11 protein-coding genes are annotated in these 16,073 nt (G+C 40.4%); 5 read left to right on the plus strand and 6 right to left on the minus strand.

Annotated features, from left to right (window positions below; all coding sequences use genetic code 11):
- Positions 1 to 18: 18 nt before the first annotated feature.
- The gene (gene uvrA / locus CAP51_RS05510) at positions 19 to 2,853 is read left to right on the plus strand and encodes an excinuclease ABC subunit UvrA (RefSeq protein WP_087619714.1); all 2,835 of its coding nucleotides are present in this window, start codon (positions 19 to 21) and stop codon (positions 2,851 to 2,853) included.
- 4 nt (positions 2,854 to 2,857) lie between these two features.
- Here the strand turns inward: uvrA and CAP51_RS05515 are convergent, their stop codons facing one another.
- A complete protein-coding gene (locus tag CAP51_RS05515) occupies positions 2,858 to 3,766 on the minus strand; it encodes a LysR family transcriptional regulator (protein WP_087619715.1) in 909 nt (302 codons plus the stop codon).
- Positions 3,767 to 3,922: 156 nt separating this feature from the next.
- Between CAP51_RS05515 and CAP51_RS05520 the strand changes: the two genes are divergently transcribed.
- The gene (locus CAP51_RS05520; protein WP_087619716.1) at positions 3,923 to 4,678 is read left to right on the plus strand and encodes an SDR family oxidoreductase; all 756 of its coding nucleotides are present in this window, start codon (positions 3,923 to 3,925) and stop codon (positions 4,676 to 4,678) included.
- A gap of 130 nt (positions 4,679 to 4,808) precedes the next feature.
- Entirely contained in the window at positions 4,809 to 5,507 is a 699-nt protein-coding gene (locus CAP51_RS05525; RefSeq protein WP_087619717.1) for a phosphatase PAP2 family protein, read from the plus strand.
- Here CAP51_RS05525 and CAP51_RS05530 read toward each other — a convergent pair.
- From CAP51_RS05530 to CAP51_RS05550, 5 genes are all read right to left on the minus strand, one after another.
- A complete protein-coding gene (locus CAP51_RS05530; protein ID WP_171294728.1) occupies positions 5,466 to 6,704 on the minus strand; it encodes a sensor histidine kinase in 1,239 nt (412 codons plus the stop codon). The two genes, CAP51_RS05525 and CAP51_RS05530, sit on opposite strands and share 42 nt — an antisense overlap.
- A gap of 84 nt (positions 6,705 to 6,788) precedes the next feature.
- On the minus strand, positions 6,789 to 7,451 hold the full coding sequence (locus CAP51_RS05535; protein WP_087619719.1) for a response regulator transcription factor: 663 nt from the start codon (positions 7,449 to 7,451) through the stop codon (positions 6,789 to 6,791).
- 14 nt (positions 7,452 to 7,465) lie between these two features.
- Positions 7,466 to 9,103, minus strand: coding sequence for a phosphoethanolamine transferase (locus CAP51_RS05540; RefSeq protein ID WP_087619720.1), 1,638 nt, complete (start codon positions 9,101 to 9,103; stop codon positions 7,466 to 7,468).
- A 119-nt stretch (positions 9,104 to 9,222) separates the two neighbouring features.
- Positions 9,223 to 10,578: an 8-oxoguanine deaminase gene (locus CAP51_RS05545; protein WP_087619721.1), complete on the minus strand. Its 1,356-nt coding sequence runs from the start codon at positions 10,576 to 10,578 to the stop codon at positions 9,223 to 9,225.
- A 329-nt stretch (positions 10,579 to 10,907) separates the two neighbouring features.
- The gene (locus CAP51_RS05550) at positions 10,908 to 13,268 is read right to left on the minus strand and encodes a Tex family protein (protein WP_087619722.1); all 2,361 of its coding nucleotides are present in this window, start codon (positions 13,266 to 13,268) and stop codon (positions 10,908 to 10,910) included.
- A gap of 423 nt (positions 13,269 to 13,691) precedes the next feature.
- Between CAP51_RS05550 and ompR the strand changes: the two genes are divergently transcribed.
- Positions 13,692 to 14,453 carry an osmolarity response regulator transcription factor OmpR gene (gene ompR, locus CAP51_RS05555; RefSeq protein ID WP_087619723.1) on the plus strand — a complete coding sequence of 254 codons (762 nt, stop codon included), beginning with the start codon at positions 13,692 to 13,694 and terminating at the stop codon, positions 14,451 to 14,453.
- 24 nt (positions 14,454 to 14,477) lie between these two features.
- Positions 14,478 to 15,947, plus strand: a complete 1,470-nt coding sequence (locus CAP51_RS05560) for an ATP-binding protein (RefSeq protein WP_245809075.1) — start codon at positions 14,478 to 14,480, stop codon at positions 15,945 to 15,947.
- Positions 15,948 to 16,073 lie beyond the last annotated feature (126 nt).

Here is a 16,073-nt window from a genome sequence, read left to right on the forward strand (position 1 = left end):
AAAATAGGATTCTCCCGAATGAGCCAAAGTTATATTCGTATTCGTGGCGCACGTACTCATAATTTAAAAAATATCTCTTTGGACATTCCCCGTGATAAGTTTGTGGTGATTACCGGCTTATCCGGTTCGGGGAAATCTTCATTGGCCTTTGATACGCTCTATGCCGAAGGCCAGCGTCGTTATGTCGAATCATTATCTGCCTATGCCCGTCAATTCCTGTCACAAATGGAAAAACCCGATGTCGATTCCATTGAAGGCTTAAGTCCAGCGATTGCTATTGAACAAAAGTCGACCAGCCATAACCCACGTTCTACTGTCGGTACCATTACCGAAATCTACGATTATTTACGTCTACTCTATGCTCGGGTTGGGACACCATATTGTCCAGAACATGATTTACCGATGGTGGCGCAGACTGTTTCGGAAATGGTCGATGAGGTCAAGGCCTTGCCAGAAGGTACAGCGATTATGCTGCTTGGCCCTGTGGTACGTGAACGTAAAGGTGAATATAGTGCCCTGTTTGATAAATTACAGGGTCAGGGTTTTGTACGTGCCCGTGTTGATGGCGAAATCATCGATATCGATAATCCACCTGAACTGGATAAAAATAAAAAACATAGTATTGAAGTGGTGGTTGATCGCTTTAAGGTGCGTGACGATCTGGGTAACCGCATTGCCGAATCTTTTGAAACTGCATTACGTTTAGGCAGTGATCTGGCGATTTTATCCTTTATGGATGGTGAAAAACCGGATCGTATTTTTTCGGCCAAACATAGCTGTCCAAAATGTGATCGTGCCGTTGCCGAACTGGAACCACGCTTATTTTCCTTTAATAATCCTTTTGGTGCCTGTCCGGTGTGTGATGGTCTGGGAACACGCAGTCATTTCAGTCCGGAAAAAATTATTCCCAATCCAGAATTGTCCATAAGCCAAGGCGCAATTCGTGGCTGGGATCGTCAGCGTCCGTATTATTATGCCATGCTGCAAAAAGTTACCGATCATTTCGACATTGCACTGGATCAACCTTGGCATGAACTGAACAAAGCACAGCAAAAAATTATTTTACAAGGTTCGGGTAAGGAAAAAATCGACTTATCCTATATTGATGAACGTGGTCGCAGACACAATCGGGTAATGCCTTTTGAAGGCGTATTACCTTATCTGGAACGACGTTACCGTGAAACCGAAAGTAATTATGTACGTGATGATTTGGCGCAGTATCTATCCAATGCTGCATGTAGCGAATGTGGTGGTTCACGTTTAAATGAAATCGCCCGTCATGTGCGGGTACTGGATAAAACCATTGCCGATATCACCCAGATGTCGATTGGCGATGCCGAAGATTATTATCAGCACATCAAACTTGAAGGGGCAAAAGGCGAAATTGCCGACAAGATTTTTAAGGAAATCCGTGAACGTTTGCACTTTCTGGTCAGTGTCGGTCTAAATTATCTCAGTCTGGCACGTTCTGCCGAAACATTATCAGGTGGTGAAGCACAACGTATCCGTTTGGCGTCACAAATTGGTGCAGGCTTGATGGGCGTGATGTATGTACTCGATGAACCCTCGATCGGTCTGCATCAGCGTGATAATGATCGCCTGTTACAAACCCTGATTCGTCTACGTGATTTGGGCAATACCGTATTAGTGGTAGAACATGATGAAGATGCCATTCGTGCCGCAGACCGTATTATTGATATTGGTCCCGGTGCGGGTGTACATGGTGGTCAGGTCATTGCCGAAGGGACAGCCAAAGAACTGGCGAAAAATAAAAACTCGCTGACTGGGCAATATTTATCTGGCAAGCTTAAAATTGCTGTACCTGAGCAACGCAAAACCTCACCGCATCCGGATGAAAAAATTGTCCTGACTGGCGCACGTGGCCATAACCTGAAAAATGTTAATCTGACTTTACCCACAGGTGTGATGACCTGTATTACCGGCGTTTCCGGTTCCGGCAAATCCACCCTGATTAACCGTACGTTATTACCACTGGCATTGACCCAACTCAATGGTGCAACGACATTAACAGCGGAAAAATTCGATGGCATTGACGGGCTGCAATATCTTGATAAAGTGGTTGATATTGACCAAAGTCCGATTGGCCGTACACCGCGTTCAAATCCAGCCACTTATACCGGATTATTTACCCCGATTCGTGAATTGTTTGCACAAACACCCGAAGCACGAGCACGTGGTTACAATGCAGGCCGATTCTCCTTTAATGTCAAGGGTGGTCGCTGTGAGGCTTGTGAAGGTGATGGTATGATCAAGGTCGCCATGCACTTTTTACCAGATATGTATGTGCCCTGCGATGTCTGTCATGGCAAACGCTACAATCGCGAAACACTGGAAGTCAATTACAAGGGCAAAAACATTTCTGATGTGCTCGGCATGACTGTAGAAGATGCCGCAGAATTTTTTAATGCCATTCCAGTGATTCACCGTCGCCTAGAAACCCTGATGGATGTCGGTTTGGGTTATATTAAACTCGGACAAGCTGCAACGACCTTATCCGGTGGTGAAGCACAACGGGTCAAATTGGCACGTGAACTGGCCAAACGAGATACCGGCAAAACCCTGTATGTACTAGATGAACCGACCACCGGTCTACATTTTCATGACATTGCTAAACTGCTGGATATCCTGCATACCTTGCGTGAAAAAGGGAATACCATTGTGGTGATTGAGCATAATCTTGACGTGATTAAAACCGCAGACTGGATTGTTGATTTAGGTCCAGAAGGTGGTTCCGGGGGTGGACAAATCATTGCAGAAGGTACGCCAGAACAAGTGGCAGAAGTGGAGGCTTCCTTTACCGGTAAGTTCTTAAAACCGATGCTTGCGAAATAATCCGCTATCTTGATTCTATACTAAGGCTGGAAAACTGCTGTTTAAGTAAGTTTTCCAGCCAGTCAATAAAAGCCTGAAAATATTGTGGGCGATATTTACGATCATTCAGCAGAATATTTACCGGTAAAAATATCGGTGCAATCTCCTGAAATATTTCGATGAGTTGACCACTTTGAATATAGTACTGTGCATCGAATGCTGGAATCTGAATAATCCCTAAACCAGCTAATCCTGCCTGTAAATAGGCTTCCGTGTTTTCAACCAATAATTGATATGGCACTTTAATGCGCTGCCCATCAAACTCCAGATGACTATATTCGGCATAATTTCGAGCAACATGATAATCTACCGCAAAATGTTGTTCCATCTGCTGTAAATCTTTCGGCTTACCATGCTGTTGAATATATGTGGGTGCGACCAGCGTCACCAGTCTGATATTGCCCATTGAACGCTGTAATAAATATTCGTCCTGAACCTGCCCAACCCGTACCACACAATCCAGTTGTTGTTCAATTAAATTAGAGAAGTCGTCATTGCCATTTAAGAGAACTTTAACCTGTGGATAATCTTGATAAAATTCAGATAAATGGGGAATTAAAATTTGTGTTGCCATACGTTTGGGCAAACCGATACTAATCTTACCCTGTTGATGGCGAATTTGATATTTAAACCGATTCAGCTCCTTTAGCTGTGTAATCAATCGCATCGCCTCATCATAAAACAGGCTGCCTTCGTGGGTTAAAGAAACCTTTCGCGTGGTCCGATAAAACAGCAATACTTCATATTCTTTTTCCAGCGACTGAATCGCATAGGTAATGGTAGAACGGGGTAAACTCATTTTCTGGGCAACCTGAGCAAAGGACTGTTTATCTGCCACCAGACAAAAAATCCTTAATCGTTCAATTTTATCCATTGGTCTTATCCTACGCTTTATCTCTTGTGTTCATTCTATTTTCCGACTTTAGATTGTTCAACTTTTTCGAACAATCAGTTTGATCTTATCACCTATTTCAAATAAATAAACTGCTCTAAGATCAAGCAATCAAATTAATAAAGATGAGGAATAAACATGTCACAACATACCTTAAAAGATAAAACTGTGGTGATTACTGGTGGTGCCAAAAATCTGGGTGGTCTGATTTCACGCCAGTTTGCCAAACAAGGTGCCAATCTGGTCATTCATTACAATAGTTCGGCAACTCAGGCGCAAGCTGAAGAAACCCTACAGGCGGTACAGGACTTAGGTGCAAAAGCCATTTTAGTACAGGCCGATTTATCTGATATTGCCGAAATTGAAAATTTATTCACGCTGGCCAAACAACAATTTGGTGGTGTGGATATCGCCATTAATACCGTTGGTCGTGTCCTGAAAAAGCCATTTGTCGAAACCACCGAACAAGAATTTGACCAGATGGATGTGATTAACAATAAAATTGCCTATTTCTTTATCCAGTCGGCAGGTAAACACCTTAATGAGCATGGCAAGATTTGTTCGATTGTCACCAGTCTACTTGCGGCATATACCGGCTTATATTCAACCTATGAAGGTTTAAAAGCTCCTGTTGAACACTATACCCGTGCTGCCTCCAAAGAGTTTGGTGACCGTAAAATTTCCGTGACGGCTGTTGCACCCGGCCCAATGGATACACCATTCTTCTATGGACAGGAAGCACCGGAAGCTGTTGCCTACCATAAATCTGCTGCGGCACTGGGCGGTCTGACCAAAATTGAAGACATCGAACCGTTGGTCCGTTTTCTGGTGACCGATGGCTGGTGGATTACCGGACAAACCATTTTTGCCAATGGCGGTTATACCACACGTTGATTTAATATTTCTATATTAGATCCTATTAGTTTTTTATTTATTAATAGGATTTATATTCCACAAACTTAAGCAAACTTTAAGCTGTGAATGACAGAATTTAATTCATCAGTTTTATGATGATACACCAATAATGTCCAAAAATTTTATCACTCCCCATGTTATATTTTTACTATCATCTGCATTATTTCTTTTATACCTGTTGCCTATTGCAGGTAATATAGATCAAGCTTTACTTTCCCCTTATGTAAATACCACACAAGGTTTTTTATATAAAAATTTCTGGTGGTATGACCAGTTTGCTCATCATGATATGAAAATATTACAAGAGTTTATTTTACTTTGTATTTTAATCTCAGTAATTGCAAGTAAATATCAGATTAAATTTATCTCTTTAAATAATTATCACCAATATCTTCAACTTTTAATTTTCATGTTATTGAGTATTCTCACTGTTTCAATTCTAAAGCAAAACTCGATTCATTCCTGTCCTTGGTATATGATACAAAGCAACCAATCTACAATTCATTTTTTTAATCCTTTAGGACATGGAAGATGTTTCCCTGGTGGGCATGCTAGTCTTGGTTATGCATGGATAGCCGGATTTTTTGTCTTTTATCAAAAAGATAAAAAAATTGCATGTTTTTATCTTGTTAGCGGCATCATACTTGGTACAGGTATGGGATATACTCAGATGATGCGGGGCGCACATTTCCTCAGTCATAATCTGTGGACATTTTGGTTTACCTATGCAGTAAATACCTTCTTGTATATCTTCATTAATAATGTTTTAAACCATCACATTTGCCGGAAGTTTTACAATCACCAATAATCCTTGTAGCTTTTGACTACGGGAAAATTTAATGTCGGCATTTAAGCGTAATAATGATTTTTGTACAATGGCTAATCCCAAACCACTACCTATATCAACATTATGAATACGATAAAATTTTTGTATAATTTGATCATATTCACTTTCATCAATACCCCCACCAGAATCTTCAACCCAAATCTCAAGATTCTGATTAGTCCAGTAAACACTTATTTCTACCGTGCCTGCGTTAGGACTATATTTAATCGCATTATCAATTAAATTACGAAATACTAAGTAAAACGAATGTCTATCCGCCAGTAAATTTATTGCCTGATCAGATGCAACTAATGCAATATCTATATGCTTTTGATCTGCAAGAGGATATAACTCTTGCACAACTTCAGTTAACAACTGCTGAATTGAAAATACCTCAGCATTGAGCAATTGAGTTTCTCCTTGCCTTGCCAAATCCAGCATTTGTTGAACCATATGCTGCAAACGCCTAATACCATGTTTCAATTGTACAATTGTTCTAGAATCCTGATGCTCTTTTTGCAGTACACTAACTTGCAAATTAAGTGCTGTCAAAGGTGAACGCAACTCATGTGCAGCATGTGATACAAAATCATTTTGCTCTTGTTGAGCCTTTTCAATTCTAGTAAATAATGCATTCACTTCATCAATAATTGAATTCAGCTCTATCGGATATTCATCTATACTTAATGGTGTTAAATCATGATATTGCCGTTGAGAGAATTCTTGTTGCAGATGCTGCAATGGTTTTAACGCCCGATAAATTCCCATATACAATAATAAAAATATAATAGGCAAAATCACCAAATATGGAATAAGCATTGTTCCAGCAAGCTCAAAAGCTAAAACTTCCCGCACGGCAAGCGGCTGTGAGACCTGAACTTGGCGATCCTGTAAAGGAACGATATAAGCAATAAATTTTTTATTCTGTTTTTTATAACAATAATAGCCTGCTCGATCTTGCTTTAAATGGACTATTTCAGATAAAGGATCATGAGATAGTGCCGTATATAGATGGATATCGACAAATACATCTTCTTCGTTATAAGTTGCATTAGGTAAAAATTCGCTAGAAGTTAAAACTGGATTATGATCAGCAAGCCATTCTGCCATGCTTTTTAATCGTTGATCTAGAATTTCTTCGGTTTCATGATAGACAATTTTGTACGCAGCTATAAACATGAAAATAAAAACAACGATACTGATGATAAAACTCATCAGAAATGCACGTTTTCTTATCGATATTTTTTTCTGCGGCATATTCTCTTATTCTAGTCGATATCCAAAGCCACGAATCGTACGAATGAAGTCTTTGTTTAATTTTTGCCTTAATTTATGAATATAAACCTCAATGATATTACTATTTACATCACCATCATGCAAATAAATTTTTTCTTCTAGTTCATACTTACTAAAAATTTTAAGTGGAGTATTTAAAAAACACTCCATTAAAATCCATTCTTTTTTTGATAGATCAATTAGTTGATCATTGTAAAATGCTTTGTGCTCAGTTAAATCTAATTTCAAACCATTATATTGCAGAATATCCATACCACCTGTATTTATTATACGGGTACGTCTGAGCACAGCATAAATCCGAGCAATTAACTCATCAAAATCAAATGGCTTGGTTAAATAATCATCACCACCATGTTTTAAAATATTCAGCCGATCTTCAACCTGATCTCGTGCAGAAATCACAATCACGGCAACTTGTGATTTAGTACGAATTTTATTGAGTATTTCAAAGCCATTCATACTAGGTAAACCAATATCTAGCAAAACCAAATCGAGATGATTTTCTGCTAGATATTGTAAACCCTCAATACCATTATTTACCCAATGCACATTTATATTTTCCAATTCAAATAATTGTTGAATGGATTGGGCAATCATAAAATCATCTTCAATTAATAGTACTTTAAGCATTTTTACCCCAATATTTATTTACAATTTGCGAGCAAATCTAATTGTGGATTTTTTGTCGCAGTTTTTACATCCATTAAACTTAATACCGTAGAAAAAAGATTATCCTGACTCATTTTTTGATCTTTTTTCTGATTAAAGCATTGTACGATATTGGAATGTTTTTCTTTCCATTGTTGGGAGAACCATAAAATCATTGGCACATGGGTTTGTTGTGAAGGTGCAAACATATATGGCGCACCGTGTAGATACAAACCATGTTCACCAATCGACTCGCCATGATCAGACATATACCAGAATGCGGTTTGATATTTGGTTTGAGCATTGAGGGTTTTAATCACTTTAGACAAAATATAGTCTGTATAGACAATACTATTATCATAAACATTGACCAAATCCTGATAAGAGCATCCTTGTATGGCATTGGTATTACAAAATGGTTGAAAATACTGAAACTCAATAGGGCTGCGTTTGTAATAGGCAGGACCATGGCTGCCCATTTGATGTAAAACAATAACTCTCGGTTTTTTATCATCTTGTGGCATGTGTTCTAAATAATCATTTAGTCCATCAAGCAAAATTCCATCTGAACATTCGTCACCCTTACACCACTTGTCTTGCAGAGCCTGTGAAAACTTGTACTGTTCAACACGATTACAAACTTCTTTACACCCTGAATTATTGTCTATCCACGTCACCTGATATCCCACATGTTGTAAAATATCGAGTAGGTTTTCACGATGCCGTGCCAATTGAGGATCATAATCTTTTCTAGGCATACCAGAAAACATACAAGGCACAGAAACAGCTGTCGAAGTACCACATGAAACAGCCTGCGTAAAATTAATAATTGGCAATTTAGAAAGCTCGGGATTGGTATTTCGGGCATATCCATTTAAAGAAAAATTTTCGGCTCTTGCCGTTTCCCCAACGACCAAAACCAAAAGCTTTGGCTGCGTCGCATCTGCTTTTATCTGTAATACAGCATCACGCCCATAGCTTTGTAAAGGAACATTACTTTTAGGTGCCAACTTTTTGTAATATGACCAAGAAGAAGCAAAAACACTTTGAGGACTAATAAAGCCTTTAAGATTTCTATTTTCTCTAAAAATAGCAGCAAGATCGGCATAATAAATAAAAGCCAACAACCCAACGATCAATAAGCTACCTAGTGCCATCCCACCTTTAAATTTTAAAGTTGAAAGTAACTTATCTTTCTTAATTTTAAATAGTGAAAGAATGCTTAATGGCAAAACCAATAATACTGCAACCCACAGTAAGATATTTAGAGACATCAAATCTCTGGCTTCATGAGGATCTGTTTCTATTAAATTTTGAATTTGGTAGGCATCTACACCAATTCCAAGGTGATTAAAATAAGTCGCTGCACCACCAATAAATAAAAAGACAAATGCAATGATTTTAGCATTCCAACACCACATTAATAAGGTAAATATAAAATTAACATAAGAAATCAATAATACTACCATTGCACCGATAAATAAAATCGCAGGAAAACCTTTATAGGGCGTTAATTGATATAATTTTTCAAAAAAAATAAAATTGAGCGATAACGTAATCCAAACCGAAAAGCCTAGAATAAACGTATGTAAACTAATTGGCTTTTTCCAGAATTTAAGCCGATATTGATTCATCACAACACATCATTTTTCAAAAAATTGATGTGACTTTAGAAGATGAATCTTAAATTTTACTTAATATTCGTTTACAGACTATGTTTAGATCCATTGAGCATGGCTTAAGAAAACACAACTTATGCAGCAAGTAATTGTTTCGCCTGTTCCCGATGCAATGCCTGCAAACGGTCAATATCAAGCGTTTGCAATTCTCGATCCTTGACAATCCATTTACCCTGTACCATGACATGCTGTGCCTGATCTGCACCACAAAGCAATAATGCCGAGATCGGATCATGACTACCGGAAAAACGTAATTCGTCCAAACGATAAAAAGCCAAATCAGCTTGATAGCCTTCGGCAATCTGACCCAAATCATGCGCGCGCCCCAACAATTTTGCCGAACCCGTGGTAGCTAGTGTTAAGGCAAATTCCGGTGTAATCGCTTCGGCACCATATTTTAAGCGTTGTAAATACATGGCCTGTCGTGCTTCCAGAATCAGATTTGACGCATCTGCCGATGCTGAACCATCTACACCTAAGCCCACATTGGCACCCGCTTGCAATAAATCCAGCGTCGCACAAATTCCCGATGCCAAACGCATATTGGAATAAGGACAATGACAAATCCCCACGCCATTTGCGCCCAGACGCGCAATTTCCTCAGCATTAAAATGAATGCCATGTGCCAGCCATGTCCGTGAATTTAGCCAGCCAACGCTTTCCAGATAATCCACTGTACGCAGGCCAAACATCCTCAAACAGAAATTTTCTTCATCAATGGTTTCGGCCAAATGCGTATGCAAACGCACATCCATTTGCGCTGCCAAATCTGCACTGGCCTGCATAATTTCCCGAGTAACGGAAAAAGGTGAACACGGTGCCAATGCAATATTCACCATTGCACCTTCACCGCGCTGATGATACTGATTGACCAGACGGGCACTGTCCTGCAAGATCACTTCCATATCTTGCACCGTATGTTGCGGCGGCAAACCACCCTGATCTTTGCCCAAACTCATAGAACCACGGGTTAGCATGACCCGTACACCCAAATCACGGGCAGCCTGTACCTGAATATCAATGGCATCGGTCAGTTGTTGTGGAAATAGATAATGATGGTCTGCCGCAAAGGTACAACCGGACATGGTCAACTCTGCCAATGCAACCTGCGTTGCCAGATGCAATTGCTCCGGTGTAAGTTTCGCCCAGACCGGATACAAATTAACCAGCCACGGAAATAACGGCACATTGACCACAGGTTTCCATGCACGAGTTAAAGTTTGATAAAAATGATGATGGCTATTAATCAAGCCCGGAATAATCACGTCATCACGGGCATTATAGATTTGATCATAAGGTTGGGAAGGCTGCTGGCCCAAGGCAACCAGCTCCTTAATCCTGCCCTGTTCGACCACAAGCCCACCGCGGGCATCCAGATCATTGGCAGTAAAAATTGCGAATGGATTTTGAATCCAGATACTTTGACTCATTGTGTTCTCCAATACATCTATTCATACAAAAAGACGCCTTGAAGATATTCAAAAGGGAAAAAGCCAACCACTGATGCCGCTTCGCTTTTGAATTAAAGGACAAATTTATTTTGTGATATTTTGCCGTATTTATGATGCAGTGCCAAGTCCTTCTACACAATATGATGATTCAATAAGCATCTTTTAAAATTTAAACTTTACAATAAAAATGCTGTGTTAAATGGCCAGTAAATTTTTCTTTGCTGATTATTTTTATATTTTAATCCGCTTAAAATATAAAAACCCCTTAAAAAAATTAAGAGGTTTTTATAAGAAATTTGCACTTAAAGTTATTTAGAACCTTTAATCCCAGCCTGCAATAATAAAGCACCGAAACCACCAATTTTTTGCTCTTGTGGTTTCTCGGATTTGGCCTTGCTATGCTGCGGACGCTTAAAGTCACCGTCTTTATTACGTGGTGGACGCTGACCTTGTGGTTTACGCTCATTACTGCGCTCTGCACGATCCTGCTGTGGACGTGGCGCACGAGCCGCTTTAACAGGCGCAGCACCTTCGGCTTTCATGCTTAAATTGACACGGCCTCGTTCTACATCCACTTGCAACACACGAACCTGTACAATTTGTCCCGGTTTAACCACTTTATGTGGATCACTGACAAAACCATTCGACAATTCAGAAATATGTACCAAACCATCCTGATGTACACCGATATCGACAAAGGCACCGAAATTGGTAACATTGGTGATTACCCCTTCAAGCTGTAAACCTTCACTCAATTGGGCAACTTCGGTGATATCTTCACGGAATTTTGCAGTACGGAATTCTGGACGTGGGTCGCGACCTGGTTTCTCCAATTCGGCCAACACATCCTTCACAGTAGGCAGACCATATTGTTCTGTCACAAAAGTATCCGCATCGATTGAACGAATAATTTCACTATTGGCAATAATATCCTGCACGGTGGTGCCTTTACTGCTGACAATCTGTTGCACCAGCGCATAGCTTTCCGGATGCACCGCAGACGCATCAAGCGGTTGCTCACCATCCTGAATGCGTAAGAAACCTGCTGCCTGTTCAAAGGTACGTTCACCCAGACGTGGTACTTTTTTCAATTGTTCACGGTTTTCAAAGCGACCGTGCTCTTTACGATATTCAACAATTTGCTGGGCAATGGCTTTATTTAAACCAGCGATATAACCCAAAATTGCAGGAGATGCCGTATTGACGTCCACACCTACTGCATTCACACAGTCTTCCACCACTGCATCCAGTGTTTGTGCCAGACCGGTTTGATTAACATCATGCTGATACTGACCCACACCAATCGATTTTGGATCGATTTTGACCAATTCTGCCAATGGATCCTGCAAACGACGAGCAATCGATACCGCACCACGAATCGAGACATCCAATTCCGGTAATTCTGCCGAAGCCAGTTCACTGGCAGAATACACAGATGCGCCAGCTTCACTTACTGTTACGCGGGTCAGCTTCAAATCGGTATTTTGTGCCATCATTTCGGCAACCACAGCCTCAGTTTCACGGCTCGCAGTACCATTACCAATCGCAATGAGATCCACATTAAACTCGCGGCACAGACGGGCAAGCTCAGCAATTGAGCCTTCTTTATCTTCCTTAGGTGCAAATGGATAGATGGTGCTATGCGCTTCGACATCACCAGAGGCATTGACTACTGCCAGTTTCACACCAGTACGGATCCCAGGATCGACACCTAGCGTACAACGGGCACCAGCAGGTGCAGACAATAATAAATGACGTAAGTTCTCGGCAAATACCTGCATGGCTTCTGCTTCGGCAGCCAGACGTTTTTCCGTTAACAGGGAATGTTCAATTTGCGGACGAATTTTACCCAGCCAGAATAAAGTCGCCGTTTGCTTTAAAAACTCATGACGCGATTCTGGTTTGATCTGACCGATATTATATTCTTCGTGAATACGTGCTTCCGGCCCATCATTTTCGCCATCAACTTTTAAGGTCAGTACATTCTCCTGACGACCGCGCAACAATGCCAATAAACGATGTGAAGGAACTTTATTCAAACTTTCGGAAAAATCAAAGTAATCACGGAATTTTTTACCAACTTCTTTTTTCTCTTCCGAAGCAACTACACTTTTTAAAACGGCTGTTTTGGCAAAGATTTGTTTTAGGTCGGCAGTCAGGGCAATATTTTGCGCCCATTCATCAATAATAATATGCTGAATAGCATCCAATTGACTGTCTACATCCGGATAGTCTTCATGACTAAAATCTTCCAAAGCTGTCTTGGGATCGATTTCAGTGGTGAGAATCTTTTCTGCATATTCGCCCAAGCCTGCTTCTTTGGCTTTAAAGGATTTACTGGTGCGCTTCGGACGATAAGGTGCATAAATTTCTTCTAATGCATTTTTTGTTTCGGCAGCATTGATTCTCGATAATAAGTCGTCATTCAGCTTATCTTGTTCTTTTAATGACGCAATGACTTTTTCACGACGATCAAACAAATCTCTTAAATAATGTAATCGAGTATCTAACTGACGAAGTTGCGAGTCATCCAAACCTTCGGTCGCTTCTTTACGATAACGTGCGATAAATGGCACACTTGAACCTTCATCAAGCAGACGTATGGCTGCTTCTACTTGGTTAGGACGTACGGCAAGCTCCGTTGCGATTTGCTGCACTAATTCAGTCATTCAGCGTTATTCCGGCAGTTAAATTATCAGCACACGATTATACGTGCCAAACGATGAAAATAAAGCCTTTATACACAGCTTTTTCATCGCTTTTTCATAGATTTTCTTAAAATAATTTTTCAGGTTGTAACATTTGCTTTCTTGAAACCGTCATCTTTGTACTTTAAGTTATTTAAAAATAGAAGCTTTCTTTGAAAATGAAAGAATTTTATCAATTTTTGCAGCAAATCTTATTGCAATACATATCAGTTATTAAGATATTGCCAATAAGAACCAAATTTTAGTTGTTGAATTTTAGTATCAAAGCAAGATTTACATTTGTAATTTTTGGTAGATTCGAGCATAGTGTATTGTACGAATTTAGCTTTATACTCAAGATATTAAGCAACAATATAGCATGAATAACAATTGAAGGAGTACATCATGAGCTTAGTTGTACCAGCAGAAACCGAAGCACCTCGTCCAGATTCAGATCGAGTGGATCGGATTTTGGTGGTCGATGATGATGTCCGCTTAAGAACCCTATTGCAGCGATTTCTGGAAGATAAAGGCTTTGTCGTTAAAACAGCCCATGATGCCACGCAAATGGATCGATTATTACAACGTGAGCTATTTTCGTTAATCGTTCTGGATTTCATGCTACCGGTTGAAGATGGCTTAAGTATTTGTCGTCGCCTACGTGCTTCCAATATCGATACACCGATTATCATGTTGACTGCAAGAGGCAGTGACTCAGATCGTATCGCCGGTCTGGAAGCCGGGGCGGATGATTATCTGCCAAAACCGTTTAATCCAAATGAACTACTGGCACGTATCCGTGCTGTGCTACGTCGTCAGGTACGAGAAGTCCCCGGCGCACCAAGTCAAAACCTTGAAGTAGTCAGCTTTGGACCATGGTCACTGGATTTATCAACCCGTACCCTGACACGTGAAGGTCAAGTCGTGACATTGACAACGGGTGAATTTGCAGTACTTAAGGCACTGGTTCAACATCCACGTGAACCATTAACACGTGACAAGTTGATGAATCTAGCCCGTGGTCGTGAATGGGGTGCAATGGAACGCTCAATTGATGTACAGGTTTCCCGCTTAAGACGTCTGATTGAAGAAAACCCTGCCCGTGCCCGTTATATCCAGACTGTATGGGGCGTAGGTTATGTCTTCGTTCCAGATGGTGCAGAATAATAATTTACTGGTATTCATTAGTCCGTGAAGCAGGATTCCAGCCCCCATCATCTTGATGCGCTACATGATGCAGAATTTTCCTATCAGGAGCGTAAACGCACGCCTTGGGAAAAGTTTCTAGATAAAATTAAACCACGCTCTGCCGCCATGCGTACGACAGTGCTGGTTTCGCTGGTGGTTATTTTTAGTTTATGGATGTCCTTGTGGTTCTTCTGGCGTACGCTTTACCTGCCTGAAATCAAACAACATGCCCGATATCTGGCAGTTGAAATTGAAATGCTCAACTACAGTGATGTAGAAATCCGCTATCAGCAACAATCAACTGATTTAAAAGCTTGGCTTCGCGATAAAATGGGCATTGAAATTGTCAAAAATCCCGAACAATTCCCCAATGTCCGAGATAAATTCGTCGCCGAATTATTTACCGACCGACTCTCCAATGCACTTGCAAGAGAACTGGAACTTCAAGGTAATGATGTTACCGTTTATTTTCAATTCAAGCCTAGCCCACAAATCTGGATCCAAACCCCACAGCTGAAAGGCAATTGGCTCAGGGAGCCTTTACCTACTTATGCCAACTATAGTCCGGAATTGCTGATTGGCTGGATTTTGGGAATTCCATTCCTGACCATGGTAATTATTTTAACACTGGTACGCCAACTTAACCGTCCGTTAAAACGGCTGCAAAATGCTGCCAATAGTTATAGCAAAACGGGTAAAGCCCCTTATCTGGAAATTAACCATGGTCCACTGGAAATCAGGCAGGTCAACCAATCCTTTAACCATATGATTCACACCCTGCAATTGGCCGAACAAGAACGTCGTATCATGTTGGCAGGGATTTCTCATGATTTACGCACACCATTAACCCGTATTCGCTTAACTGCAGAAATGTTACCAGATGAGTTCTTAAAAGAAGGACTGATCTATGATGTTGATGACATGGATGCCATCCTCAATCAATTTATTTCCTTTATGCGTGATGGTTCCGATGAGGAATTACATGATACCAATGTCAATACGCTATTGCAGGAAATCGTGGTGCAATTCAAGCCATTGGATATTCGCTTCACGGCTCAGGAATTACCAATTATTCAGGCACGTAGTCTATCTTTAAAACGTCTGGTCGGAAATCTGGTGAATAATGCCAAACGTTATGGTGCCGAACCTGTAGAATTATCCGCTTATCTACAAGCGCATGAACTGGTAATTCGTGTTGCCGATCATGGTGAAGGTATTCCGGAAAGTCAGGTACAAGCACTGATGCAACCCTTTGTCCGTGGCGAAGCAGCCCGTACCATTCAGGGCAGCGGCTTAGGATTGGCGATTGTCAAAAGAATTGTCGATATTCATCAAGGCAGAATTGAAATCAGTAATCATGCTGAAGGTGGTCTGGAAGTTAAAATTTACTTGCCTATTGAGAGAGATCATCAGGAAGAAACGCCCCAAACCAGTCCACTTGATCGTATTAAACAAAAACTCGGGAAAAGCTAAGTAAATCTCCACAATAAATTCAGATCATAAATGTCGGTTATTTTTACAAAAAATAACCATATTAATCATATGTTTATATTTTTGCTTCCAATTCAATTTCTTCACTTTTTATGTTAAACTAAACAG

This window comes from Acinetobacter populi, from assembly GCF_002174125.1.
GTDB classification, from domain to species: domain Bacteria; phylum Pseudomonadota; class Gammaproteobacteria; order Pseudomonadales; family Moraxellaceae; genus Acinetobacter; species Acinetobacter populi.

Bases quoted from the DNA above. Each gene is read 5' to 3' on its own strand.
- uvrA (WP_087619714.1), top strand. From the start codon at position 19: ATGAGCCAAAGTTATATTCGTATTCGTGGCGCACGTACTCATAATTTA.
- CAP51_RS05515 (WP_087619715.1), bottom strand. From the start codon at position 3,766: ATGGATAAAATTGAACGATTAAGGATTTTTTGTCTGGTGGCAGATAAA.
- CAP51_RS05520 (WP_087619716.1), top strand. From the start codon at position 3,923: ATGTCACAACATACCTTAAAAGATAAAACTGTGGTGATTACTGGTGGT.
- CAP51_RS05525 (WP_087619717.1), top strand. From the start codon at position 4,809: ATGTCCAAAAATTTTATCACTCCCCATGTTATATTTTTACTATCATCT.
- CAP51_RS05530 (WP_171294728.1), bottom strand. From the start codon at position 6,704: ATGTTTATAGCTGCGTACAAAATTGTCTATCATGAAACCGAAGAAATT.
- CAP51_RS05535 (WP_087619719.1), bottom strand. From the start codon at position 7,451: ATGCTTAAAGTACTATTAATTGAAGATGATTTTATGATTGCCCAATCC.
- CAP51_RS05540 (WP_087619720.1), bottom strand. From the start codon at position 9,103: ATGAATCAATATCGGCTTAAATTCTGGAAAAAGCCAATTAGTTTACAT.
- CAP51_RS05545 (WP_087619721.1), bottom strand. From the start codon at position 10,578: ATGAGTCAAAGTATCTGGATTCAAAATCCATTCGCAATTTTTACTGCC.
- CAP51_RS05550 (WP_087619722.1), bottom strand. From the start codon at position 13,268: ATGACTGAATTAGTGCAGCAAATCGCAACGGAGCTTGCCGTACGTCCT.
- ompR (WP_087619723.1), top strand. From the start codon at position 13,692: ATGAGCTTAGTTGTACCAGCAGAAACCGAAGCACCTCGTCCAGATTCA.